28 protein-coding genes, 1 pseudogene and 1 riboswitch are annotated in these 25,521 nt (G+C 40.2%); of the genes and pseudogenes, 11 read left to right on the forward strand and 18 right to left on the reverse strand.

All coding sequences use genetic code 11. From position 1 onward, the window contains the following. Window positions 1-10 precede the first annotated feature (10 nt). The gene (locus ACE1TI_RS11490) at window positions 11-1,150 is read right to left on the reverse strand and encodes a glycerate kinase family protein (protein WP_375007711.1); all 1,140 of its coding nucleotides are present in this window, start codon (window positions 1,148-1,150) and stop codon (window positions 11-13) included. Between the two features lie 77 nt (window positions 1,151-1,227). Then, complete coding sequence (locus ACE1TI_RS11495; RefSeq protein ID WP_375007712.1) at window positions 1,228-1,698, reverse strand: hypothetical protein; 471 nt, start codon at window positions 1,696-1,698, stop codon at window positions 1,228-1,230. A 776-nt stretch (window positions 1,699-2,474) separates the two neighbouring features. On the opposite strand from ACE1TI_RS11495, the gene ACE1TI_RS11500 reads away from it, so the two are divergent. From ACE1TI_RS11500 to ACE1TI_RS11515, 4 genes are read left to right on the forward strand one after another with little or no spacing between them, the layout of a single operon-like run. Beyond that, entirely contained in the window at window positions 2,475-3,404 is a 930-nt protein-coding gene (locus tag ACE1TI_RS11500) for a metal ABC transporter solute-binding protein, Zn/Mn family (RefSeq protein WP_375007713.1), read from the forward strand. A 58-nt stretch (window positions 3,405-3,462) separates the two neighbouring features. Next, window positions 3,463-4,167 (forward strand): metal ABC transporter ATP-binding protein, encoded by a 705-nt coding sequence (locus ACE1TI_RS11505; protein ID WP_375007773.1) that lies wholly within the window; start codon window positions 3,463-3,465, stop codon window positions 4,165-4,167. A 22-nt stretch (window positions 4,168-4,189) separates the two neighbouring features. Then, window positions 4,190-5,503, forward strand: a complete 1,314-nt coding sequence (locus tag ACE1TI_RS11510) for a metal ABC transporter permease (RefSeq protein ID WP_375007714.1) — start codon at window positions 4,190-4,192, stop codon at window positions 5,501-5,503. A gap of 18 nt (window positions 5,504-5,521) precedes the next feature. Further along, on the forward strand, window positions 5,522-6,400 hold the full coding sequence (locus ACE1TI_RS11515; RefSeq protein ID WP_375007715.1) for a metal ABC transporter permease: 879 nt from the start codon (window positions 5,522-5,524) through the stop codon (window positions 6,398-6,400). An 11-nt stretch (window positions 6,401-6,411) separates the two neighbouring features. On the opposite strand, the gene ACE1TI_RS11520 is transcribed toward ACE1TI_RS11515, so the two are convergent. The 9 genes from ACE1TI_RS11520 to ACE1TI_RS11560 all read right to left on the reverse strand — a co-directional run bounded on the left by ACE1TI_RS11520 (window position 6,412) and on the right by ACE1TI_RS11560 (window position 13,439). Beyond that, window positions 6,412-6,885, reverse strand: a complete 474-nt coding sequence (locus tag ACE1TI_RS11520) for a GtrA family protein (RefSeq protein ID WP_375007716.1) — start codon at window positions 6,883-6,885, stop codon at window positions 6,412-6,414. A gap of 32 nt (window positions 6,886-6,917) precedes the next feature. Beyond that, window positions 6,918-8,060 (reverse strand): glycosyltransferase family 4 protein, encoded by a 1,143-nt coding sequence (locus ACE1TI_RS11525; protein WP_375007717.1) that lies wholly within the window; start codon window positions 8,058-8,060, stop codon window positions 6,918-6,920. An 80-nt stretch (window positions 8,061-8,140) separates the two neighbouring features. Continuing rightward, window positions 8,141-9,289, reverse strand: a complete 1,149-nt coding sequence (locus ACE1TI_RS11530) for an NAD-dependent epimerase/dehydratase family protein (RefSeq protein ID WP_375007718.1) — start codon at window positions 9,287-9,289, stop codon at window positions 8,141-8,143. Window positions 9,290-9,377: 88 nt separating this feature from the next. Beyond that, window positions 9,378-9,662, reverse strand: a complete 285-nt coding sequence (locus ACE1TI_RS11535) for a hypothetical protein (protein ID WP_375007719.1) — start codon at window positions 9,660-9,662, stop codon at window positions 9,378-9,380. 61 nt (window positions 9,663-9,723) lie between these two features. After that, the gene (locus tag ACE1TI_RS11540; protein WP_375007720.1) at window positions 9,724-10,737 is read right to left on the reverse strand and encodes a ThiF family adenylyltransferase; all 1,014 of its coding nucleotides are present in this window, start codon (window positions 10,735-10,737) and stop codon (window positions 9,724-9,726) included. Further along, a complete protein-coding gene (locus tag ACE1TI_RS11545) occupies window positions 10,737-11,504 on the reverse strand; it encodes a thiazole synthase (protein ID WP_375007721.1) in 768 nt (255 codons plus the stop codon). Before ACE1TI_RS11545 ends, ACE1TI_RS11540 begins: the two co-directional genes overlap by 1 nt. Window positions 11,505-11,508: 4 nt before the next feature. Continuing rightward, complete coding sequence (gene thiS, locus ACE1TI_RS11550) at window positions 11,509-11,712, reverse strand: sulfur carrier protein ThiS (protein ID WP_375007722.1); 204 nt, start codon at window positions 11,710-11,712, stop codon at window positions 11,509-11,511. Further along, a complete protein-coding gene (gene thiO, locus ACE1TI_RS11555) occupies window positions 11,696-12,841 on the reverse strand; it encodes a glycine oxidase ThiO (RefSeq protein WP_375007723.1) in 1,146 nt (381 codons plus the stop codon). The genes thiS and thiO overlap by 17 nt, the downstream gene beginning before the upstream one ends. Beyond that, window positions 12,825-13,439: a thiamine phosphate synthase gene (locus ACE1TI_RS11560; RefSeq protein WP_375007724.1), complete on the reverse strand. Its 615-nt coding sequence runs from the start codon at window positions 13,437-13,439 to the stop codon at window positions 12,825-12,827. Before ACE1TI_RS11560 ends, thiO begins: the two co-directional genes overlap by 17 nt. Before the next feature lie 133 nt (window positions 13,440-13,572). Next, window positions 13,573-13,681: riboswitch (TPP riboswitch) on the reverse strand. Between the two features lie 98 nt (window positions 13,682-13,779). Between ACE1TI_RS11560 and ACE1TI_RS11565 the strand changes: the two genes are divergently transcribed. Continuing rightward, window positions 13,780-15,018, forward strand: a complete 1,239-nt coding sequence (locus ACE1TI_RS11565; protein WP_375007725.1) for a YbfB/YjiJ family MFS transporter — start codon at window positions 13,780-13,782, stop codon at window positions 15,016-15,018. 22 nt (window positions 15,019-15,040) lie between these two features. Beyond that, the gene (locus ACE1TI_RS11570; RefSeq protein WP_375007726.1) at window positions 15,041-15,238 is read left to right on the forward strand and encodes a 2-hydroxymuconate tautomerase family protein; all 198 of its coding nucleotides are present in this window, start codon (window positions 15,041-15,043) and stop codon (window positions 15,236-15,238) included. A 589-nt stretch (window positions 15,239-15,827) separates the two neighbouring features. Here the strand turns inward: ACE1TI_RS11570 and ACE1TI_RS11575 are convergent. From ACE1TI_RS11575 to ACE1TI_RS11590, 4 genes are all read right to left on the reverse strand, one after another. After that, window positions 15,828-16,583 (reverse strand): FixH family protein, encoded by a 756-nt coding sequence (locus tag ACE1TI_RS11575; protein WP_375007727.1) that lies wholly within the window; start codon window positions 16,581-16,583, stop codon window positions 15,828-15,830. 79 nt (window positions 16,584-16,662) lie between these two features. Then, window positions 16,663-17,562: an AEC family transporter gene (locus tag ACE1TI_RS11580; protein WP_375007728.1), complete on the reverse strand. Its 900-nt coding sequence runs from the start codon at window positions 17,560-17,562 to the stop codon at window positions 16,663-16,665. Window positions 17,563-18,071: 509 nt separating this feature from the next. Beyond that, window positions 18,072-19,538: a potassium/proton antiporter gene (locus ACE1TI_RS11585; RefSeq protein ID WP_375007774.1), complete on the reverse strand. Its 1,467-nt coding sequence runs from the start codon at window positions 19,536-19,538 to the stop codon at window positions 18,072-18,074. Between the two features lie 21 nt (window positions 19,539-19,559). After that, complete coding sequence (locus ACE1TI_RS11590) at window positions 19,560-20,108, reverse strand: tyrosine-type recombinase/integrase (protein ID WP_375007729.1); 549 nt, start codon at window positions 20,106-20,108, stop codon at window positions 19,560-19,562. Window positions 20,109-20,296: 188 nt separating this feature from the next. On the opposite strand from ACE1TI_RS11590, the gene ACE1TI_RS11595 reads away from it, so the two are divergent. The 4 genes from ACE1TI_RS11595 (at window position 20,297) to moaC (ending at window position 23,140) form a co-directional block, all read left to right on the forward strand. Continuing rightward, on the forward strand, window positions 20,297-20,626 hold the full coding sequence (locus ACE1TI_RS11595) for an ion channel (RefSeq protein ID WP_375007730.1): 330 nt from the start codon (window positions 20,297-20,299) through the stop codon (window positions 20,624-20,626). A gap of 57 nt (window positions 20,627-20,683) precedes the next feature. Then, entirely contained in the window at window positions 20,684-21,178 is a 495-nt protein-coding gene (gene thiW, locus ACE1TI_RS11600; protein WP_375007731.1) for an energy coupling factor transporter S component ThiW, read from the forward strand. A gap of 95 nt (window positions 21,179-21,273) precedes the next feature. After that, complete coding sequence (locus ACE1TI_RS11605; protein ID WP_375007732.1) at window positions 21,274-22,587, forward strand: NCS2 family permease; 1,314 nt, start codon at window positions 21,274-21,276, stop codon at window positions 22,585-22,587. Window positions 22,588-22,654: 67 nt separating this feature from the next. Continuing rightward, a complete protein-coding gene (gene moaC / locus ACE1TI_RS11610) occupies window positions 22,655-23,140 on the forward strand; it encodes a cyclic pyranopterin monophosphate synthase MoaC (RefSeq protein WP_375007733.1) in 486 nt (161 codons plus the stop codon). A gap of 286 nt (window positions 23,141-23,426) precedes the next feature. On the opposite strand, the gene ACE1TI_RS11615 is transcribed toward moaC, so the two are convergent. Beyond that, window positions 23,427-23,759: a DUF1516 family protein gene (locus ACE1TI_RS11615; RefSeq protein WP_375007734.1), complete on the reverse strand. Its 333-nt coding sequence runs from the start codon at window positions 23,757-23,759 to the stop codon at window positions 23,427-23,429. Between the two features lie 114 nt (window positions 23,760-23,873). Next, window positions 23,874-24,201: pseudogene (locus tag ACE1TI_RS11620) on the reverse strand (DMT family transporter). A gap of 532 nt (window positions 24,202-24,733) precedes the next feature. On the opposite strand from ACE1TI_RS11620, the gene ACE1TI_RS11625 reads away from it, so the two are divergent. Next, window positions 24,734-25,246, forward strand: a complete 513-nt coding sequence (locus ACE1TI_RS11625; RefSeq protein ID WP_375007735.1) for a DUF3231 family protein — start codon at window positions 24,734-24,736, stop codon at window positions 25,244-25,246. 59 nt (window positions 25,247-25,305) lie between these two features. Here the strand turns inward: ACE1TI_RS11625 and ACE1TI_RS11630 are convergent, their stop codons facing one another. After that, a complete protein-coding gene (locus tag ACE1TI_RS11630) occupies window positions 25,306-25,500 on the reverse strand; it encodes a hypothetical protein (RefSeq protein WP_375007736.1) in 195 nt (64 codons plus the stop codon). Window positions 25,501-25,521 lie beyond the last annotated feature (21 nt).

A 25,521-nucleotide genomic window follows, 5' to 3' on the forward strand; every position in this document is an offset into this window, starting at 1 on the left:
TGGCTTTTTCTTATAAATTTGGAAATCTTACAGCTGCTATGTTTCTGGCCAGTTTAGAGATGTATTCTTTTCCATTGGCCATGGCAGTTTCCACGCTTTCCGGTCCCGGCATAATACTAAAGGCTGCCGTGATGCCATGAGAAAACACAGCTTCATAGCCTTCCCCCAACTGGCCGCACAATGCAATCACCGGAGCACTGGTGCTTTCTGCTGATGCCTTTGCCACTCCAACCGGCGTTTTTCCAAATACCGTTTGATGGTCTATTTTTCCCTCTCCTGTAATAATTAAATCTGCTCCTTTTACTCTTTCATAAAAGTTTGCTTCTTTTAAAACAATATCGATTCCCGGTTCCAGTGAAGCGTTTAAAAACGCTGTCAATCCAGCTCCGAGGCCGCCGGCAGCTCCAGCACCTGGAAGGTTTTCTACATCCATTTCTAACTCTGATTTAATGACTTCTGCATAGTGATGGAGAGCATCATCCAAAATTTTAACCATCCTGTCATCTGCTCCTTTTTGAGGGCCATAGACAGCGCTGGCACCATTTGGACCTGTAAGCGGATTGTTGACATCACAAGCTGTAACTATGTTTGTATGTTTTAAACGTTTATCTAATCCGGATAGATCTATTTTTCTTAATTGAGACAGTGCTTCTCCACCAGCTTCTAAATCGTTATTATTACCGTCCAGCAATTTACCTCCGAGTGCCTGGACCATTCCGGCTCCTCCGTCATTAGTAGCACTTCCTCCAATTCCAAGGATAATCTTTTCAACCCCTTGATCAAGCGCAGCTTTAATAAGTTCACCAGTGCCGTAAGTGGTAGCTTTTAAAGGATTTCGTTTTTCTTTAACTGTCAGTCCAATCCCTGAAGCCTCCGCCATTTCCATCACAGCTGTATTTGTATCATGAAGGATTGCATATGAAGCTTCTACTTTGCTGCCATCGGGGCCCGTCACGGTTTTTGTGTAGATTGTACCGTTTAAGGCGTCTGCCATTGAACGGGTCGTTCCTTCTCCTCCGTCTGCCATCGGAATTATTTCCGATGTCAAGTTTTCCCCTATGTATTCCTTGAACCCTTTTTCAATGCTTTGAGCCGCTTCTAATGCTGTCATACTTTCTTTAAAAGAGTCAGGGGCGATAACTATTTTCATTTTTCCTCTCCTTTTAAACATAAAGTATATGTATATTTTTATATCGTACCATTAAGAAACCTTGGAATAACCAAGGTTTAAGTTTCATACAGCTCTTTTTTATGTTTTTGTAACACTTCTTCAAATAAAAATTTCTTTTCGGGAAGCGGAAGCATGCAAAATTCTTCTTTTACATTTCCTTCTCCCCCTAAACCAATGATGGATTGGCAAAATCCACATGTTCTGCTTTTATGAATAACTGGATTTTCATTAGGATACCAATCGTTTTTTTCCTCTACAAAATAACCGTGCATGGCAAACCGGGTTCCATCCATCAATTCGATATGCATATGCAGCATGCTTCCCCTTTTCCATGTACCTTCTTTTTCATAATCTCGTACCGGAGTGTCCCCTTGAATTTCCACCCATGAATCTTTGATAGTTAAAAACTCAGGAAGCTCCTCATCTCTTAAATCTCTCCAGCCTGGAGTTTCCTGGCCTGTTTCCCGCAAATATTTAATGTGGTCTTTATAGCGGGAAAGATATAAATGAACAGGTTCGCGATCCATTCTGTGACTCCCCCTTTTCCCGCTGAGCGGAAGGTATCTAAAAGGGACATTTTGCCCTCATTAATTACTTTCGATAGTCGTTTCCTATTTCCCTTTGATTTTATAATCTTTTTATTGAAATTAATTGTTAGAAAAACTCGGCTTATCTCGTTTTAAAGAAACGCCTAAGCCAAAGGAACTTCTGGTAAGTTCGCGAACGTCGGCGTACAGGACGTGGCGTTTTTGGCGTTGAGTGCGCAACGCAGAAGTCACCAAGTTATACTTTCCTATAGTATAAAAAAATGGATACTTTTTTTAAAAGTGATACATATTTTACTAATAATCGCAATTTAAAATAAAAATGATTGACGTCTTTAACTTTTTCATCTATTCTTTCCTTAGGGAAACTTATTAGTGCCAGGCTAAAACTGGCTCTTTCTTTCGCTTTATTTTTTGCCTATGGTAAACTTTTATTCACTTGAACAAATATGTAGGAAAAGTGGGCACTAATTCAGCTTATAAAACATAAAATGAGAGAAAACATATGCCTTACTAAATATCGGTGTGAGGTTAGCTGTGGTACATTTTTCTTCTGCTGGCTCCATGCAGCTGAAGAATCCACTTATTCATGAAACCCGGCATTTATCAAAAGTCCAGCCATTTACTGGTATTTTCTTTTATATTTAATTTTGCCTTTGAACAACTTTTATGTATATGTCAAATTGATTTTTCAAGAGGTGAACTTTCCTCAAAAAAATTCATACGTAAATAAATTTATAACTGGGAGGGGCTTAAGAATGAACAAAGTGTTTTTAATTTTTATTGGTTCCTTGCTGTCTTTACTTTTCATGAGTGCATGCGGGGAAGGTACTAACCAAAATGTATCCGCCGATAACCCTGTCAAAGTTGTCACCACTACCGCTCAAATTGGAGACATTGCTGAAAATATAGGCGGGGAGAACGTGGAAGTTGAATCCCTGATGGGACCCGGTGTCGACCCTCATCTCTATCAAGCTTCTCAACAAGACATTAAAAAATTAGCCGATGCTGATATCGTCTTTTATAACGGTCATAATTTAGAAGGAAATCTTCAAGAGATTTTTGAAGAAATTAATGACAAAACACCTGCCTATGCCGTGGCGGAAAATGTACCAGAAAATCAGCTGATTTCTGAAGAAGGAAGCTCTTCGACAGATCCTCACCTTTGGTTTGATCCCAAGCGGTGGACCTATGCAGTAGAAGGAGTGCGAGACGGCCTAATCGAGTTGGATGAGGAAAATGAAAGCTTATACACGGACCATGCAAGCGAGTATATTTATATGCTTGATGAACTGGATACCTTTGCAAAAGAGAAAATTTCTTCCATACCGGAAGAAAGTAGGGTGTTAGTAACAGCTCACGATGCTTTTGGTTATTTTGGAGATGCTTATGATTTTAAAGTAGAAGGATTGCAAGGATTAAGTACAGATGCGGAATATAGTGTTCGAGATGTTAATAATCTTGTTGATTTGCTCGAAGATCAAAATATTAAAGCTGTTTTTATTGAATCCAGTGTTTCTGAACGGGCCATTAATGCGGTAATTGAAGGAGCTGCAAAAAGAGAGCACGAGGTTGAGATCGGAGGAGAATTATATTCTGACGCAATGGGAGAAGAAGATACAGAAGAAGGAACATACGAAGGGATGTTTCGGTATAACATTAACAAAATTGTCTCCTCACTTAAATAACTCAATCTGCTGAGTAATTGGAGGGAAAACATTGAAAAACGCTATTCACGTAGAAAATATGACAGTCGCATACAAAAAGACACCCGTTCTGCAGGATATTACTTTTTCCATTCCAGAAGGACACCTCGTGGGCATTATCGGTCCAAATGGAGCAGGAAAATCTACGCTGATTAAATCAATTTTAAATTTGGTACCACGGGCCAGCGGCACCGTTTCTATTAAAGATAAAACTGTAAAAGATCAGCGTAAGATTATTGGTTACGTACCGCAGCGAGGAGATGTTGATTGGGATTTTCCTACGAATGCCCTGGATGTGGTATTAATGGGCCGGTACGGGCATATCGGATGGTTTAAGCACCTTCGAAAAAAAGATCGGGAATACGCATTGTCATGCCTAGATAAAGTGGGCATGAAACCACTTGCCAACCGGCAGATCAGTCAGTTATCAGGAGGACAGCAGCAGCGTGTTTTTCTCGCCAGGGCTTTAGCTCAGGATGCAGATATTTATTTTATGGATGAACCCTTTGCAGGAGTAGATGCGACGACTGAAAGAGCGATTATTACCTTATTAAATGAACTGAAAAATCAAGGCAAAACTGTACTTGTCGTCCATCATGATTTGCAAACTGCAGAAGAATATTTCGACTGGATGGTCTTATTAAATAAACGTCTGGTCGCCTCAGGGCCAGTAGGAGAAACATTTACTACGGATCTATTGCAAAAAACGTATGGAGGCAAACTTACTTTCTTAACTCCATCATGAATTAGACAGGAGGAGTTCCCCTATGTTGCAGGATTGGATAAATATATTATCCAGCGCTAATCTTCAATGGGTAATGTTTGGTGCTGCTTTTCTAGGCCTTGCCAGCGGTGTCGTAGGAAGCTTTGTGCTTCTTCGCAAAGAAAGTCTTGTCGGGGATGCTATGGCTCATGCGGCTCTCCCCGGAATTTGTTTTGGCTTTTTCCTTTATGGCAGAGAAGTATTTGCACTAATGGCCGGGGCTGCTCTGACGGGATTAATCGCTATTTATTCCATCCGAGCCATTACCGCACATTCAAGACTTAAACAAGATGCAGCTATTGGGATTGTTTTATCTGTGTTTTTTGGTTTCGGAATTGTACTTTTAACCCGGATCACAAATAGTTCAGGAGGCAATAAAGCTGGATTAGATGAATTTATTTTTGGTCAGGCTGCATCACTCGTAGCGCAGGATGTACAAATTCTTTTAGGAGCAGCCATTTTGCTGCTTAGTGTATCTTTGCTTTTTTTCAAAGAACTTAAATTGCTTACATTTGATCCCTTGTTTGCAGGCGGTCTCGGTCTGCCTGTTACTTTTCTGAATGGATTACTCAGCTCTATGGTTGTACTAATTGTTATAACCGGTATTCAAGCGGTTGGTGTCGTTTTAATGGCTGCAATGTTAATCACTCCGGCTATTGCTGCGAGGTACTGGACGGAACACCTTGGTTTAATGGCAGTATTGGCGGGAAGTATTGGGGCTTTTTCTGGAGGATTTGGAGCCATTACGAGTGCTGCCGTAACGGGACTGCCCACAGGACCAGTAATAGTTATTACTGCCACCGTGTTTTTCCTTTTCTCTTTCTTTTTCGCTCCTTCTCGCGGATTGGTTGCACGTTGGATAAGAAACCATAAAAATGACAAAGTGATCTGGCAGGAGAGGGTATTAAGAGCTGTTTATGATTTATTGGAAGAGAGATATGAAAAACGTAATACAGCGTTGTCGTTTAACCAAGAAGAATTATCTCAACTTACCCATCTCCCTGAACAAAAATTAGCTCAAACGCTTGCGCACCTACAAAAAAGGAACCTTGCCATATTAACCGAGGACGGAAAGTATCAACTTACAAACCAGGGTTTAAAGCAAGCTTACCAATCATCTCTTCATTATCGCATTCAAAATGTTTACCTTATGTATGAATCGGAACTTGGCAATTTAGGAATTACTGAAAACCAAAATTACGAATGGGAACAAACTCCTCCATCGGTTCAAAAACGTATTAAAGAATTGCTTCGCCGTGAAAACCTTGAGCCTGTTTCCCTACAGTCTCATAAGGCCAATTTGGACCATGGGGATTAGTAAAATGGAGGGCACATCATGAGTTATGATCTTTGGATATTACTCACAGGCGGACTGGTTGGAGCAACTTGCGGAATTGTTGGCACTTTCCTTGTTCTGCGCAAAATGGCGATGGTAGCCGATGCCATCAGTCATACAGTTCTCCTGGGAATTGTCGGAGCCTTTCTTATCTCTCAAACATTAGAAGGCCCCCTTATGCTGATTGGAGCCATTTTAGTCGGACTGTTAACCACTTTTTTTATACAAATATTAGACTCTTCGGGTGTTCAGACCGACGCAGCAATTGGTGTCGTCTTTACTGCTTTATTTTCAGTCGGGGTGATATTGGTATCTTTATATGCAAGAAATGTTCACCTTGATGTCGACCATGTGTTAATGGGGGATATAACATTTATTCCTTTCAAGACAGTTGAATGGAATGGTATATCGCTGGGCCCAGAAGCGTTTTGGCTTATCAGCATTGTGTTTGTTATTGATGTGATTCTATTAATCGTTATGTTTAAAGAGTTGAAAATCACTTCCTTTGACCCTGCAATGGCTGCCGCTCTCGGCATCCCGGTAACAGTTATTCATTATATTTTCATGTCGATGGTTTCCATAACCACTGTTGCTTCTTTCGATAGCGTAGGCGCGATTCTTGTCGTAGCTATGTTAATCGTTCCGCCGGCAGCAGCCTATCTGTTAACAGACAAATTATCTAATATGATCGTGTGGAGTGCGTCTATAGGAGTTATTTCTTCTACACTCGGCTATTATGCTGCCAAATGGTTGAATGTATCTATTGCCGGAAGCATGGCATCCTCAGCCGGGCTTATCTTCTTAGTTGTATTCCTCTTTTCACCTCGTCATGGCATGATATCCAAATATTTAGCACGCCGCCGGCTTACCTTGAACTAAAAAAGGCCTCCCTAACTTTGAGGAGGCCTATATTTTTTTTCTATACTTTTTGTTTGTTTTTTAAATACAAAAAATTTCATCATAAAAAAACTGGCAGTAAAGGATAAAAACATTGCAATGCCTTTTGCTATATTGTGGCGGAGCCAGCGCGGTATTTCAAAAATCTGGAACAGTTGATTCATCCCGAGAAACACAAAGTTATTTACACCGAGGCTGACTGCTCCTTGGAGAATAAAAGCGATTCTCTGACGATTGTTTCCTTCTGCAGAGTGACGAAATGTAATATGAGCATTCCAAAAATAACTGTTAGCTATCGCTAAAGAATAAGCAATTGTATTAAAAAGGGCGAGCATTCCGCGATCATCCGTCGGAAACAGCACAAGCAGAAGATTTAATGTACCAATGTCCACTCCTGCATTTGTCAGGCCGATAACACTAAATTGCATAAATTGAAACGGCCCTCTTGTTATTTTTCTTCTCTTCATTTTATCCCTTCTGTTTACAAGTACCTGGATTGTCACGTTAACTGCTGAGTTTTTTGGCTTCTTTCGTTAATTCCCGCTGTTTCTTCATAGATGGTAAGTAATTGCTTAGCCGCTCCCGACCAGCCCAGCTCTTTAATGTCTTCTCGTGCATTAATTGAAAGTCGTTTACGAAGCGTTTCATCCTCAAAGCGCCGGATCGTTTCGGTAAAATCTCCTTGTTTATGCGGATCATACAATAAGCCTGTCCTGCCATCTTCTATTTGTTCGCAGGTTGGTCCGCTTTTAGCAGCAACCAATGGAAGACCGGAAGCCATAGCTTCTAAAATGACAAGACCAAGCGTCTCCGTCGTAGATGGAAAAACAAAAACATCAGCAGATGCAAAAGCTTTAGCTAAATCATCTCCATGCATAAAACCGGTAAAAACCGTTTTTGTTCCTTCGAAATGTTTTTCTAAAGCTTCCCGGTGAGGTCCGTCTCCTACAATAGCAAGAGTGAATTCTGCAGACGTATCCAATACGTTTTTTAGCTTTTCGATTTCTTTTTCTGCTGCAAGTCTTCCAACATACAAAAGAAGTTTTCGTTCCGGATGACCATTTGTAAGCTTTTCTCGAACCGTGGGATCGTAATTGCTCGGATGAAATGTTTCTGTATCGACACCTCGTTTCCAGACGTGAACATTATAAAAGCCGCGATCTGAAAGCTCGTTTTGTACAGATACAGAAGTGCATAGATTTAAATCAGCCTGATTATGGAGTTTTCGGAAATACCACCAGATTAAACCTTTAAATGGGGAGAGCTTATAGTAATCCAAATATTGAGCTACATTCGTGTGATAAGAAGCTACTAATGGATAGTCCAGATTTTTTGCAGCTCTTATCCCAGAAAACCCGAGAATAGCAGGATTCACCACATGTACTACATCTGGTTCATATTCCTTTAAATATTTTCTTACAATTGGGTTCGGAAGCGCAAACTGCTTGGAGCGGTAAAAAGGAAGGGTGCTCGCTGGCACCCCTTTTATTTCTGCTCCTTCGAATTCGTATACGCCAAGGTCTGGTGCAATAATTCTGACCTCATGCCCTTCATGAAGCAACCATCTTATACATGCTGTCAGCCTGGTAACTATTCCATCAGTAGAAGGCAGAAACGTTTCTGTTACAATGGCTATTCTCAAACGAAGACACTCCCTGTTTCTTTTTTAAAGAAGATACAAGGTTCATATCCATACTTGCAGCTCAGCGCGTCAGCTTTGATTTATTTCCAAGTCACATTTGGCAATACATTGTCTTGAATAACCCGATCTTTATGAGCTACAACTGTTTGAAGAATTTCACGAATAACTTCATCCGTTAAAAGGTGGGGCTCTAGGCCAAGATCTCTAAGCTTTGTATTGGCTGCTTCATAGAAATGTTTCTCAAGTTCTACCCGCGGGTTTTCTAGATGTGCCACTCCGATGTTAAACCCTTCTTCTTTTGCAACTTTTTGAACCATATTGGCAAGATCTAACACAGAGAACTCCTCAGTAAATTGGTTAAATACACGGAACTCCCCTTTATCTGCAGGGTTTTCTGCTGCAATTTCAATGCATCTAACAGTATCTTTGATATTAAGAAAGCCTCGGGTTTGTCCCCCTTCACCATAGACAGTGAGATCATGTCCAATAGTAGATTGAATAATAAAGCGGTTTAAAGCTGTCCCAAATACCCCATCATAGTCAAGACGGTTGGCTAAAACAAGATCCATTTGAGTTTCGTCAGTATCAAGACCATACACAATTCCCTGGTTTAAATCTGTTGCTCGTATACCCCAAATTTTGCATGTGAACATAATATTATGGCTGTCATGTACTTTGGAAAGGTGGTAAAAAGAGCCTGGTTGTTTAGGGTATGGAAGAACATCTTTACGTCCTTTATGCTCTACTTCTAAATATCCTTCTTCGATTGGAATATTCGGTGTTCCATACTCGCCCATTGTTCCCAATTTAATTAAATGACAATCAGGAACGACCTCTCTAATGCCATATAAAACATTTAAGGTACCTACCACATTATTAACCTGGGTATATACAGCGTGTTCACGGTCAATCATGGAATATGGAGCGGAACGCTGTTCGGCAAAATGAACGAATGCATCAGGTTTTTCGCGTTTAAGTACTTCTTTTAAAAAGTCGTAATGGTTGAGATCTCCCTCATATGTACGAATTTCTTTGCCAGTTAGCTCTTTCCATTTTTGTACGCGCTCTTCTAAAGAAGCAATAGGCGTAATAGAGTTAGATTTTAACTCATCATCATATTTTCTTCTTACTAAGTTGTCAATAATAGATACATCATGACCTTGTTTTGATAAATAAAGGGCTGTGGGCCATCCACAAAAGCCATCTCCGCCAGCAACGATAATGTTCACGTTACTACCTCCACTCTAATATTAGTTTCCATTAATTAATGGTAATGCTATATAAACACCAAATAGGCGTTATTTTCTTTTTCCCTCATTAGTACACGACAAAAATATGTGACCAAAGAAAAGGTACCATGTTCTGGAGTGTTTCGCAAATAATACATGATAAACATGTTATTTCACTGTGTTCATTATTTTCTTTTATCACATCCGAGCGCTGCTGATTGATTTCTTGCAAAGGAGAGGTCATCAAATTCATAGAATGATCATCTCTTCGCTGGTAATCCGCCTCTAATGCTTTTCCATTTAATTCTCCTGCTAACTTGATTCTATTTTCCCCTTTATATGCAGTTGTTACCCCTGTAAAAAAGTGTAGCATACCTTTCTATTTTCAGACAGCAAGGAAAAGGTGCCTCTACTGTAAAATAGAGACACCTCGTCTAACCACCTATATATTTTTGATATAAGGTGCGTGCTCTGGCTTTATCGTTTTCTCCATGGATAATTGTTCTGCCATCTTGAAAAATCACAAATCGTTTGCCCTCCAGATTCAGGACAACAAGGTGTTTATTTTCTTGCTGTAACGTTGTTTCATATCTCTTTTTTAATTCCGGCAATGACAAGTATTGCTGTTCTGCCGGACGTACCTGCACAGCATTACGTCCGCATAACACTTCTGTTTTTGTGCGGTTTTTGTATTCTAAAAATGGATAAGAGGCTGCTTTGCCGCAAGAAGCGCAGTCTGCTTTTTTTAGCCTTTGAACATCCACCGCAGAAAATTCGTTCTTCCATAAATTAAAAGATAACAGATCAGCTCGTAAGGCAGTCCAGTTTTCTGTTAAGATTTTCAGAGCTTCAGTAGATTGATGGGAACTGACCATCTGGACAGCTGGTGCGATAATTCCTGCTGTATCACACGTTTCCCCATCAATTGGTATATCCTCCATCAAACAATGAAGGCATGGCGTTATTTGAGGCAAAATAGTATAAGTAATGCCGTAACTTCCAACACATGCTCCATATATCCATGGAAGGCCATGTTTTTGACTAAAATCATTAATAAGCATTCGTGTATCAAAGTTATCCAGGGCATCAATAACAAGATCAGCAGGAAGTGTTTGCTCTAGCACACCGTAATCTGCTTCACCTGTAATACTTATTATTTCTATTTCGCTATTTAATTTTTGTAATCTATTTTTTGCAGCTTCTGCTTTCGGCATTTTTGATTCGGCATCTTTTTCTGTATAAAGCTGCTGCCGGTTTAGATTACTGTATTCTACAAAATCACGATCTATAATCGTAATTTTTCCAATCCCTGCTCTTACAAGAGTTTCTGCTGCAGCACTCCCTAAAGCTCCGGCTCCAACGATTACTGCATGTTTAGTACCAAGGATCTCCTGGCCATCTTTACCGATTCCATGAAAGAGTTCCTGTCTGGAATAACGGCTGTACATCAAAGCTTGCTCATTCCTTCAACCGGGCTGCTTGCTTGGGCATACATCTTTTTTTCGATACGCCCTGCTTCAAAACCTAAACGGCCAGCTTCCACCGCATATTTCATTGCGCTTGCCATTTTCACCGGATCTTGAGCCCCGGATACTGCGGTATTTAATAGAATGCCGTCCGCGCCTAATTCCATTGCATAAGAGGCATCTTTTGGACTGCCAATACCAGCATCGACAATGACCGGAACTTCCGTTTGTTCAATAATATGAGTTAAATTATACGGATTGATTATCCCCAGTCCGGTACCGATGGGCGATGCTCCAGGCATAATTGCGTGAATACCAAGCTCCTGCAAACGTCTGGCAAGGACGACATCATCAGATGTGTAAGGAAGTACGACAAAATCTTCTTCGAGAAGCATTTCTGTAGCTTTTATAGTTTCAACCGGGTCTGGTAACAATGTCTTGTCGCATCCAATCACTTCTACTTTGATCATGTCACACATATTGGCTGCTTGAGCCATTTTTGCAATCCGTACAGCTTCTTCGGCTGTTTTTGCTCCTGCTGTATTCGGAAGCAATTTAAACCCGCTCAAATCCATGCTTTCAAATGGGTCCGGCTGACTATCATCAAATATATTCATTCTTCGTACAGCAAAGGTTAGTACTTCTGTTTCGGAAACCCCCACTGCCTGTTTTTGCACTTCTCTGCTTGAATATTTCCCCGTTCCTAAAAATAATCTCGACTGAAATGAATAAGGGCCGATATTAAACATATTTTTAACCTCCTCCTACGAAATGAACAATCTCAAATTTGTCTCCATCTTCAACAGGTTCTTTGTCGTGCTGACCTTTGATTAATATAGTTCCATTTCTTTCTACGACGGCTTTTTTTTGACCGATTTGCAGATGGTCAAGCAGCAAAGAAACAGTGGCTGCATGATCTGGAATTTCTTTTGTCGTTCCGTTAATGATTAGTCTCAACTAAATTCCCCTTTCCTTCTTTTAGTCGTAATGGAGAAAATGTTTCGATCCATTCCTGGTTATCAGCAGTGCCATCTATTAAATCTGCTATCCATTTCCCTGTTAACGCAGATAACAATATACCATTTCTGTAATGTCCAGTTGCCATCCATAATCCCTCTAAAGAAGCGGCCCCTAAATATGGCATGCCATCAGTGGTTTGCGGCCTGACACCGCTCCATGACTCCATCCATTCTGCGCTTTGAAGGCCGGGAACAAGACGGAGCGCTTTCGAAAGCAGGTTCTGAACAGATCCTGCACTAACTTGTTTATCCATTCGCCCTTTTTGTTCTGTTGCACCTATAATGATGGAGCCGTCAGGCTTCGGAACAAGGTAAAAATCTGGTGCGTGAACTGTGGCTTTAATAACGGGCTTTGCTGGTCTGACTGCCAAACATTCGCCCTTCACCGGAACCATGGGCGGAATTTGGATTTCATGGTCCGTAATTAAATCAGACCATGCTCCTCCAGCTAGTACGACCTGTGATGAATAAAAGCTTCCAGCTGGAGTAGAAACGCCTTTTACTTTCCCTTCTTCTTGAATTAACCCAATAACAGGAGTGTATTCGTAGAAATCAGCTCCTAACAGGGATGCTCCGCGGGCGTATGCTTGAGTTAACTCTTTTGCCTTTACCTGGCCGTCTCCAGGAATAAAGAGAGCACCTTTTACCTCGCCTTTAATATTAGGTTCCTGAACGGAAAGTGCCTCCGGTCCCCGCCACTCTGCTTGTTCTCCTTCTTTTCTTTGAAAATCAAGCATTTCTAATAGATGACTTGCTTCTTCATCCGTCTGAGCTACTTTTAACATGCCATTGCGAAGGTAAGAAACAGGGATTCCAGAGGTTTCTTCTAACTCAGGTACCAGTTCAGAGAACATGTTTCTGCTTTTTCTAGCAAAGTCAAAAAAAGGACCATTTTCCTTGATTTCCACCTGTGCTCCAAGCATACCGGCTGCTGCACTGGATGCTTCAGCCCCTACTCTTGATTTTTCTACAACAGCAGTATGGCAGCCTCTTTTTGCAAGTTGATAAGCGATAGAACAGCCATTAACTCCGCCGCCGATTATCAGCACATCATATGCTTTCTTCATGTAATGCCTCCTCTGTTAACGCTCTTCGATAAGCTTTTGCCTCTCTAATTGGCTCTCCCGATTCATAAATGCCAGACATCACTGCTATACCGCTGGCTCCGTTGTTTATACATTCCTTCGCCCGAGCAGGAGTAATTCCGCCTATAGCTATTACTGGACAACGAACAGCTTGTGCCGCTTGTTTTAACGACTTTAATCCTCTAGGCACAGCTCCTAGCTTGCTGTTTGTTTTATAAATGTGTCCAAAAAATAAATAGTCAGCTCCATTCTTTTCTTTTTTTATAGCACTTACTTGACTATGTACAGAACAGCCTGTCAATAAATTCCTGTCATTTTGTTGTATTGGTACATTTTCAGGAAAATGAACGCCTCTCAAACCAAACTTAGCAGCCAGGTGGGGACCATTATTGAAAATGATTTTCCTAGGCGGCACACCTGCCTTTTTTAATTGTAGAAGTACCGACTCTGCTTTTTCTAAACTCCACTGCTTTTCACGAATGTGTATAAAATCCACATAAGGATGGATTTCAACAGTGACCCCAAGCCACACATCTATGGATTGTCTTCCAGTTGAGATTACATGTAAGGACGGTTTCATAATACCTCTCCTTTTTTAAAAGGCAATAAATCTTTCAAAGACAATCTAAAAAACTTCTATTTTCTTACGTTAAAACGAAAAAGACCGCTTTCCTGAGGATAGGAAAGCGGCCTGGTCAGCTTTAATTATGAGAGTCCATTGCGCTCCACTTTCCTCCGCTGGAATGATCCAGTTCAGGTTCTGAGGGTTTTAAAGGTTCACTTTAATCTCAGCCTTTCTTAAAGGCACCCCTAGTGGTTGTCTTTTCTATTTTTCTAAATTTTAAAACAAACACCCTGATTCTGTCAAACTAGTTTACAAGAGCTGTACTTTGCATTGTGATAAAATAGAGGAAGTTAATATGAAGGACGTGTTTTCGATGATGCAAGCAGCTTCTTCAAAAAAAAATGACTTGTTTGTTTTAATAGCAGGAATAGCAGGACTATTTATCGTAATGGGTATTGGAAGGTTTGCATACACCCCTATACTTCCGCTGATGGTTGAATCGACCTCTTTAAATAATGAAACAGCTGGATACTTAGCCTCAAGCAATTATTTTGGATACTTCGCAGGTGCTCTTTTAGCTGGAAAACTGGCATGGAAAAAAGGGAAAGCTTACAACGTCTACTTTCATCTTAGTCTGAATATAGCTTCTACTTTATTAATGGGAGCTGCAGTGAATGAGTTTATCTGGCATCTGTTACGCTTTTTATCTGGATTAACAAGCGGAATTATTTTTGTTCTCATTTCGAGTATCGTAATGGACCACCTTGTCCGGGCAGGGCGTGCCGCTTGGACAGGATATCTTTTTAGCGGAGTAGGTTTAGGTATATTATCTACCGGTCTTCTGGTACCTTTCTTGTCCAATTTATTTAACTGGGCAGGCATTTGGATAGCGCTTGGACTGCTTTCTTTCATTCTAGCATTGTTTATTTGGAAAAGGCTCACGGAAACACCCTCTCATGAAACAAATGTGAAAAAAAATCCTGCTGTTAATAATGTGACACCTCCAAAAACGAAATCTATACTACCGTGGCTTGGGGCTGCTTATGGACTTGAAGGAATCGGTTATATAATCAGCGGGACATATTTAGTAGCCCTTGCGGCAGAAATTCCTGTGCTTCAATCAAATCCTTCTTTAAGCTGGGTGCTCGTTGGGGCTGCTGCTGCACCTTCTTGTATAATATGGTCAGCCGCTGCATCTAGAATCGGAAACCTAACAGCACTGCAGGCTGCATTTTTTCTACAAATATTAGGGGTGCTCTTTCCTGTCGTTTTCTTTAATGGTATTGGCGCTTTAATTGGTTCCTTCCTTTTCGGAGCAACTTTTATGGGAATTGTCACCATGACAATCGCAGAAGCAAGAAATACCGCTGCCGGCGAAAGCAGTAGTATTATAGGAGGGTTTACTTTTATCTACAGCCTTGGCCAAATGATCGGACCAATTGCAGCTGGTTTGCTCATTTCTATAACAGCAGAACTTTCGGCCTCTTTTTATTTCGCCGCTGCCGTACTTCTAACAGGGATGGGGTGCCTGGGGATTGCACAAGCTCTTCGGAGAAAACATACAGAACCGAAAGCATCTAACCCTTCATTTTAATAACAGAACGGGGAGCACAACTATGCCTTACATCAATATTAAAATCACGAAAGAACAAGAGCCCGTAACAGCTGAGCATATCGCAGGAAGCACCAGATTATTACAAGACGTGCTTGGTAAAAATCCAAACACCACTGTAGTAGTGATTGATGAAGTAGAAACAGATAACTGGGGTATTGGAGCAGAATCAATCACAGAACGGAGGAAGCGGGGAGAATAATAGGGAGCTGTTTCAAACGCCTTGCTCCTTGGTAAACATCCGGACGTGAAAATAAATCACGACCGATGTTATCTAGTTAACTCTTTTCTGTAGTCGTTGCCATTGCGCTTATTCAGAAAGTTAGCAGTCCCGCTAGATGTGAAACCTCCTTGGGCAGGATTTGCAGCAACACGGTCTAGATAAGGATCTAGATTTAATTTTTAATAGGTATAGTTGTCACAAAAGAGTTGACGAAATACTCAGTTTATATTCCAAAATAAAGGTAAACGGGTCTTCAACTTCTTTCATGGTTACCATTAGGCTTTTCTTTCTCCTGTTCCGGGTGCCAAGAGCCCTCCTTGGTTACCGCTGTATTGTTCTTTCCCTAAACCCCATTCTTGATGACCGGCCCTCTAATCTTCCTCAGTTACCGCTTCTTCTTTCTTTTTCCTGTCTCGGGCTTCAAGAACTTGTTTGACGAATAATGCATAGGCCTTTCTGATCACTCGAATGCTGCCAAAAGAAGACTGGTGGAAAGATAGGGCTGTCCCTTTCTTCCGAGCCCACCCTTGACTTTGTCTTCGTTAACATTCCTCAAATAATGATCAACTTACTTTACCGAGATGATTTTATCCACATGCTCATGTAAATCTTCCTGATCTTCAATATGCACGGTTACCATATAGTCGCCAGAATTTTCAAAAGTGTGCGAAGCAGCATACATACCGTTTTTTTCCTCTGTGTCCACCCACTCCCTAGTATCGTCTCCTCGCTGCCAAATCTCAAGCCGAACTCGTGCTTCGTTTATCGGTTCACCTTCTTCAGCAATTTGAAAAGATAATTCTGTTTCCTCACCAGCTTTTATCTCAGACGGAGATTGTAAGTCTGCTGTTACGGGAGAGCCATGCTGATGGCCTGCATGTATGTCTTCACTATCTTCTTCTGCCTTACTTTCTTCCTGTTCTGCCTCTCCCACAGTAATTTCCTCTGTTGGCATGCTATGCATTCCTCTTGCTGTGACATGAGCAGTAACATGATAAATTCCGTCCTCTTCAAAGGATTGTTTAATGAAATAAGTATTATTCGCCGGCTCTTCTGCCATTATCTCTTCACTATCCTCTTTTTCGCCTTCTTTCCATATTTCAAACAATACTTCATTGGCGTCTGTTACTGTTTCTTCACCTTGTGTTACATGAGCTCCGATTTTTATTTCTTCCTCTGCTTCTGCCTCATTTTCCATATCAATTTCTACTTCAATCGGTTCCGGAGAATCGCTATTATCTCCAGATTGTTCCTGATTTTCATTTGTCTGACCGCAAGCTGCTAACAGAAATATCAATATAAAAATCCCGCTTATTTTTTTCATCCAATATGCTCCTTTCTTTCTAAAACTCTATAATTATTATGGCCAGCTTTTATTTGTTGTTTTTGGCTCGACATTTCTTTTACACTCCTATAATTGTCAGCAATATCCATAAAGACGGCACACTTAAAAGTGTAGTCATTAACGTAATGCTTGATACCAGCTGTGGACTCGATTCAAATTGAACAGCGATCATCGCTATCGTTGCTGCTGTTGGCATTGCGGTAGAAACAATTAAAACAATGCTCAATGTGTAATTGGTCTGCAGCAAAGCAGTAAGTCCAAATGCAACCAAAGGTGAAACTACAAGTCTTAACAAGGTACCGGCACTTACCAGCTTCCAATCAAGCGAAGCGATCGAGATTTTTGCAAGCTGCATGCCAAGTACTATCATAACAACCGGTATGGCAGCTTCAGCCAGCATACTAACAGCATCCATATATGTTTCTTTAATATTTATTTGTAATGCCTGCAGCAGGACTCCTAATATTAATGCATAAAAGACAGGCATTTTAAGAACCACCCGAAAAGCATCAGCGGCTGTCAAGCTGCTTCTGTTCGCCAAATATACACCTGCTGTACTCATTAACAATGATTGAATGACCATAAAAATTACAGAATATGCAAACGCAGTCTCACCGAACGCAAATAATATCAGCGGCGCACCATAATTTCCTGCATTCATAAATGTTGTAGCAAGCGTCATCCCGCTTTCTTGTTTAGCATCCCATTTTAAAAAATAAGCAAATAAACGATTTAAAAGAAGCATAACTAGTAAAAATAATGCAGAAAAAGCTGCTATTTTAAATAAGTCACCATCAGGCTCTGTCGTATAAAACGTGCGAAACACAAGAGCCGGTGTCAGAATGTAAAGAGCGATTGATGAAACGGATCGTACATCTATAATTTGTTTTTTCTGCAGAAAAAAACCTGATAAAAAGATAAGAGCAATAGGTATTAATACATCAATAAGAACCGTCATAAAAGGACCACCTTATGTGAAATGAGCATAAGAAATGTAAAAGCGCCTAAGAAAGTTGACGTTCGGCTGACATTAATGAACTTCTACTACATTCGCACACGTCGACGAACAGGAAGTGCTAATGCGCCAATGCCACAGGACGTGGCGTTTTTGGCGACGAAAGTGCAACGTAGAAGTCACCCCACCTCCTGTGCAAGTACGTCCTGTAACGACGCCGAACTGGCTTGCCCTGGATGTGCTTGACTTCTGCGTTGTGAACTTTTTCCTAGGAGCCCTCGCAGGTAAATGATCTCCAGGCAATAAAGATGTTTTTGTCTTTAATGACTGGAGGTTATTTAACCCCGAGAGGCTGGGCACTGAAGCTAGACATCAAAGCACAGAATATATCCTTACTTGCCTTATTTGAAAAACTCGGCTTATCGCCAAGTCCATAAAGAAAGCAAGAACTATAAAAAATTTCCCCCTCCTTTAATTTTATCACACGAATTCAGCGTACTTAGATAAAAAGATTAATAATCATGTTTTAACATACGGCGTAGATTGTTTTTTTGTTTACGTGAGACAAGAATGTATAAAAAGTCATCCTCTTTTATCTCGGTCTCTCCATAAGGAGTAACTAAATTTTCATCTCGTACAATTGCACTTACTAACACAGAATCCGGAAATTCTATATCCTGAAGCTTCTGCCCTACAATAGGTGTATTTTCATCCGTCTTAAATTCAATAATTTCAGCGTTGGCTTTTCCTATCGAAATCAATTCAAGGGAATGATGCGGAGTTTCCTTTTTCGGTCCGGACAACCCAAGCTTTTTTGCCATAAAAGAAAGCGATGAACCTTGAATAAGAGCAGAAGTTAATACAATAAAGAATACGATATTAAAAATCATCTGTCCGCTTTCAACTTCTGCTACAATGGCAAACGTAGCCAGCACAATAGGTACGGCCCCTCTAAGTCCTGCCCACGCCAAAAATATTTTTTCTTTAAATGTATAGTTCATTCCAATTGTTGATAAAAATGTTGCAACAGGACGAGCTACTATAATAAGCACAGCAGATAACAGCAGGCCGTTTCCGATTACGGGAGCAGAAAGAATCTGCTCAGGAAACGCAAGCAGGCCAAGAATAATAAACATTAATATTTGGGCCATCCATGCAAATCCTTCATTGAAACGAAAAATCGAGTGACGATACGTAAGCTCAGAATTTCCGATAATCAGAGCGGCAACATACACAGCCAAAAAACCGCTCGCATTTATTAAAGAAGCTGTACTGTAAGTTAACAAAGCAAAAGAAAGTGCAAAAATAGGATAAAGTCCACTTGAATCCAAATTAATGTGATTAATGGAAATCGAAGCAATTTTACCAAGAACAAGTCCGATTAATAAACCAAGCCCCATCTGCCAAAAAAAGGAGCCAAATAAAAGCAGATAATTCGGCTGTTGAATGGTTATCAATTCAATAAAAATCAAAGTCAAAAATACAGCCATAGGATCATTCGTACCTGATTCAGCTTCCATTGTTGCCCCAACTTTTGTGCTGATATTACGTTCCTTAAGAGAAGCAAATACAGCAGCAGCATCCGTAGAACCAACAATAGCTCCTAGTAAAAGAGCTTCTAACCAAGATAGGTCTACGACATATCGAGCTGCTAAACCCACAATCAAGGATGTAATCAACACCCCAATTGTTGCTAGCGATATAGACGGCAGCACAACCGGACGAATCGTTGTCCATTTTGTCTGGGTACCGCCTTCAAATAAAATAATAACTAATGCGATAATACCTACTAATTGCGCCTGTTCAGCATCGTCAAAATAAATAATTCCTAAACCATCGCTTCCAATAAGCATACCTACTAAAATAAAGAGTACCAAGGAGGGCATCCCAAGGCGCGAAGAGAATTTTGTTACACTGACACCGACAATCAAAAGCAAAGCAGCCAGCAATACAAAGGAATCAATATCAAAACTGCCAATAAACACGTATGCTCCCCCTCTCTATAAGTTTACATCCAACTGAGGTTTTACTTCTTCTTTATCTATTCCTATATATCGCAGCGTTTCACCTGGTGTATGATGACCAAAGCGTCTTTGAATAAGAGCAACTGCAATTCCTTTTTTATAAGCGTGATAACCAAATGTTTTTCGTAAAGTATGGGGGCCAATTCTTTCAGGTAAACCTAAATTTTCCGCAGCACGGTTAAGAACCCGGTAAGCTTGCTGACGGCTGATAGGGAATTTTCCGCGGGCAGACTGAAACAGATAACTTTCCGGCTCAACATGCTGCTGGTTTTTTACATCCCATTTTATTGCCCTCTTTACCGAAGCATTAAGATAAACATCTTCTCTTTTTATTGTTAAAAAATCAGCTGGTTCCTCGTTGTTTATCATTACATCTTTAAAAGAGATCTGAAGCAGTTCACTAATTCTTAAGCCAGTATTAATTCCCATAACAAAAAGCAAATAATTTCTTGGTGATTGTTTTTTTAAATCACGCTTCATTAAACAAATCACTTTTGTATCTTTTATTGGCCTTACAAATTCCATTCCACTGCTCTCCCTGCATCTATCTAAGTTACAAAAAACTATTTCACTCCAATGTTATGTCACTTCCATGGTATCACATGATATAAATAATGTCTGAAAATACGCTTTTATAACCAAGGAGGGTTTCACTCATTATTTCTTAAGATCAGCCATAAGATAATCAAGCGTTGATTTTGGGGAGGGTTATAATGAGTTTTTCCAAAACAAAATGCATGGCTTTTTTCATTCTTTCCCTGATTTTTATAAATGTAGCAATAACTTTTGCTTTCATATATATGGTTTTAGAAATAACACAATTGGGACATGTTATAGACCATTATGATCAACATCAGAATTTATCTGTTGGCACATTTATTTGGAAATCAATATATTTTAGTGTTATTACCATGGCAGCTGTTGGCTATGGTGACGTTACCCCGGTAGGTTACTCCCAGCCTGTTGCCACGATTCAGTCTATTATTGGCTACCTGTTTCCACTCTTGCTTGTATTCATTTTTTCCTCTCCACAAAAAGAATGATGTATTATTGATGAATCTTTCTTTTCTTGAGATAGTTATAGCAGGAGGGAACCAGTCATGAATCAAACAAAAAAATTATCTTATACTGCTTTATTAATTGCGATCGCCACAGTTACAAGCCCTTTTGTATCTATTCCAATAGGTTTTGCAAGGATTTTTCCGGTACAGCATTTTGTAAATGTAATTTCTGCTGTGCTTCTGGGGCCTGGTTACGCAGTTATTCAAGCGTTTGGCACGTCTCTTCTTCGCAATATGTTTGGAACCGGCTCGATCTTTGCTTTTCCTGGAAGTATGATTGGAGCTCTATTTGCTGGACTTCTTTATCAGTATACAAAAAAATTGAATGTAACTACTGCCGGTGAAGTGGTTGGAACAGGAATTATTGGAGCATTGCTTACATATCCGATTGCACGCCTTTTGCTTGGTGAAACAACAGCTTTATTTGCATTCGTGCCTTCCTTTTTATTAAGTGCTTTAACTGGTGGAGTCTTGGCTTACGGCCTGCTTAAAATATTTGAACAAAGAAATATATTACAACGGATCCGTATTTGAAAAAGCTTTTTTAAAATTGACTATTGTAAATTACTCTAAAAACGAATATTATAATACATGGTTTTTATTAAAGTTCGTTTTTAGGGTGGTCATTTATGTTAGAGAAGCTTTTCAAATTACAAGTAAACAATACAAACACCAGAACAGAGCTGCTAGCCGGAATCACAACGTTTTTAACAATGGCTTATATCGTTGTCGTAAACCCCGTTATCCTTTCCGATGCAGGTGTTCCATTTGAGCATGTGTTTATGGCAACCATCATAGCCACAGTAGTCGGTACATTGTGGATGGCTGTTTTTGCTAATTATCCCATTGCGGTAGCACCGGGAATGGGGTTAAATGCTTACTTTGCTTATTCTGTTGTAGGTGCTAACGATCAGATAGGATATGAAGTTGCATTTGGAGCCGTTTTTGTCTCTGGAGTCATTTTTATTATTCTTTCCTTAACTCCTTTTCGGGAAAAACTTATTGAAGCTATCCCCTCAAATTTAAAATATGGTATTACAGCTGGTATTGGTTTATTTATTGCCTTTATTGGGTTAAGAATGAGCGGGCTTATTGTTGCTCATCCTGAAAATCTCGTAGGGCTGGGCGACCTTCAATCTCCTCAAGTTATTCTTACTCTAATTGGTTTAGGAATTACTATTGTATTTATGGCAATGAATGTGAACAGTGCCTTGTTCTTAGGGATGGTTATCACCGGCATGATTGCATTTTTCACTGGGCATTTAAGTTTTGAAGAGGGATTTGCATCAACACCTCCAAGCCCTGAATGGTTCATTTTCGGCTCTCCTCTTCAGGCTTTCATTGATGTTTTTCAATATGGTCTTTATGCGGTAGTATTTTCTTTTTTGCTCGTCACTATTTTTGATACGACAGGTACGATGGTCGGCGTGGCCGAGCAAGCTGGGCTAATGAAAGGAAATAAAATGCCAAGAGTCCGTCAGGCCCTTTTAGCTGATTCCGTCGCCAAAACAGTTGGGTCTATTTTTGGCACAAGTCCAACAAGTGCTTATATTGAATCTTCTTCCGGAGTGGCGGCAGGAGGAAGAACAGGGTTAACGACTGTAACGGTTGCAGGATTGTTTGTACTCACCATCTTTTTCGGGCCTGCTGTCAGTTCGGTTTCTGGACTTCCTGCAATAACTTCTCCTGTGCTCATCATTGTTGGAAGTCTCATGCTTGGAGCCGTTTCTCAAATTAAGTGGCAGGAATTCGATGAAGCTTTTCCTGCTTTCCTGGTTATTTTGAGTATGCCCTTAACATCTAGTATTGCTACAGGAATTGCTTTTGGATTTATTTCTTATCCGCTTATGAAGCTGGTAAAGGGTAAAGGAAAGACTGTTCACCCGCTTGTTTATATTTTTGCTGTACTATTTTTATTTCAACTTATTTATTTGCCTCATTAATTCTTTGTTCAGCACCGCACCGAGTGAATGATATACTGAAGTAAAATAGGTAAAAGGAATGATGAGCATGTCGGATTTTACTCATTTTAATGAACAAGGCCGTGCCAAAATGGTTGATATCACAGATAAACAAGAAACGTCGAGGACAGCAGCAGCGAGGGCCAGTATCACTGTAGCAAAAGCCGTGTACGACCAAATTCAGGAAGGCACGAATAAAAAAGGTGATGTGTTTGCTGTTTCCCAAGTAGCAGGCATAATGGGAGCTAAAAAAACAGCAGAGATTATCCCTATGTGTCATCCGCTATCTTTAAATGGAGTAGATATTCAGTTTGAATGGTTGATTTCTGATGAGAAAGAGTACACCATTGAGATTACGTCTGAAGTAAAAGTCAAAGGAAATACTGGAGTGGAAATGGAAGCTTTAACAGCTGCTTCCACGGCGGCTCTCACGATTTATGATATGTGTAAAGCAATCGATAAAGGCATGATCATTGGTCCCACTTATCTGCTAAAGAAAACCGGGGGAAAAAACAGGGACTATGAAAGGTCATAAGAACAAAAGCGCAAGCGTCCTGTTCAGCCTCGACAGGTAAATGTTCTCCAGTCACTAAAGGCGCTCTTACTTCCACAGGATGTGCTGACTTTTGCGTTGCGAACACGATGTTCGCGATTCTAGCAAAAGTTCCTTAAACCGTCTTGGGCCTCCGAGAGGCTGGGCGCTGAAGCTAGACGCGGATCAAACAATATGGAGATAGTTATCCACAACTTGTAAAAACATAATTTCCTAAACAAGAACAACGCCAGAGCAAAGGTATCAAACCTTAATGCTCTGGCTTTTATTAACCAATAACGTTAAAACCTAGAAGTAAAACAGCTATGATTAAAATAATGCAAGCCGCCCATAAGCCACCCTGAGGTTCATTTCTCTTTTTACGAGCGATGAGCATTTCCATGACAGCAATAAGTATAATTGCCAACACTCCTTTTAGAATATAAAGAAGTGGAAAGTTGTAAAAGAATAACGTTCCAATTCCAGTTATAATCATGATTAGGGCAAATAAACGCTGCAGCATTAATGTGATCTTTTGTTTTGTGAAAAAGTAACTGATGACAAAAAACAAAATGAGGAAAAACCATGAACCTGCGTGAGATTCGTAAAAAATGCTTTCCATCGTGCTCATTTCTCCTTTTTAAAAAGTTATTATACTACGTCTCTCTTCCCAATATATAGAACTAAAAACCCCCCTGCAAGCATTTAAAGCTATTGTTAAAGGAAGTATCACTTTTTAACAGCGAATACAGGAGATAAGTTTTAATCCAGCCGCAGCTGCAATGATGATAGCTATACAACTGAGTCGCAAGATACTTTTAGATTCTTCGTACCATATATCATTCCGACAAGTGCCCCGCTAGCAGCGCCCATGCCTGTCCATACCGCATATGCTGTACTCATAGGCAGGGAATTCATAGCAAATGTCAAAAATAAAAAACTCATCCAAAACCAAGCAGCATAAACATAAATGCTAACTTGCTGCGATCGTTATGTACTTTGTTAATCATAGCGACCCCTGTCATTTCAAATAGTCCAGCTATTGTTAAGTAAACCCAGGCCATTAGATGCTTCCCTCCTTCTGCTTTTGCGATGTGTCATCTGTTGCCAGTTTGAGACCAATAACGCCGTTTAAAAGAATAAAGATCAGAATTACTTTCATTACCTGGAGCGTTTCTCCAAAGAATATTATATCAACCAGAAGAAGCATGCATTAAAATAACCACCCACAATACCTCAAATACAGCAGCAGTTATAACTTTTATCCATTCTGTATTCATTTTTGATACCACCTTTAGAAAACTTTGCTTGCCGTTAACCTTTTAGAAAAAGCCATGGTTCCCCCTTTCATTAGAAGATATCCCGGGCTTTTTTCCCTCCGTACAGCTCACTGCTGTGTGTTTTCTCTCGGTTCAGACCTAACCAACCAACATTGTAAAAAGGAATACTTCCTGATTGGTGTTTTTGCCATCCATCTCCTTTATAATTTTGGTTGCTCTCCATATTCTAATAAATGTCGGTCAAATACTTCTTTTTAGTCATTAGGCTGAAAAGAGAAGAGGAGACCAACAAATGAACTTATTGAGGAGGATGTTTATGGGGATCTTAAGCGGCAATCAACAAGATGAACCGATGCATTACGGGGAAGTCTTCGGCTTGTGGACCTATTTAACTGGAATAAAAGGCGTTATCTCTGCTTATCAAACCTATATGAACCATGTTGGAGACGCTGATCTGTTTAAATTAATTGAAGACATGGTTGATGATGCACGAAGAGAAGAGCTGGAAATCGAACAAGTATTAAAGGAAAATGGGGTTGGTCTGCCTCCATCTCCACCGGAAAGGGCATACTCTAACCCAGAAGAAATCCCGGTAGGAGCTCGTTTTAATGATCCAGAAATATCTGCTTTGATTGGCAGAGATATAGCAACCGGCTTAGTTGCTTGCAGCCAGATTATTGGAGAAAGCACCCGCGAAGACATTGCAATGCTTTTTGGCCAATACCACACAAATAAAGCACAGGCGGGAGCTAAATTACTGCGATTAAATAAAGAAAAGGGCTGGCTTGTACTACCTCCGCTTCACATGAACACTCCTCACCCGGTGTAACCGCCTAAATCAGTGGGGAGAGCTATGTATGAGCTCTCCCTCTTTTAAAGACGAACAAATCATTCAAGTTGTTTATCATTTGAAACGCAATGATGCTTTGTTACAGCTTCTGTAAATAGGTTTTGGGGATTTTCCACTTCCGTTAATGTTTTACCTAAAAGTTTTTCAAGGCTGCATTCGTAATGCCTTGCTTTCTTAAATATCACTACCTTGGACTTCCCCGTTAACAGCTTTTCAAATGTATTTGACTTCACTTGAAGAAATTCCATAAAAAG

This window comes from Alteribacillus sp. JSM 102045 (assembly GCF_041949975.1).
Taxonomy (GTDB): Bacteria; Bacillota; Bacilli; order Bacillales; family Marinococcaceae; genus Alteribacillus.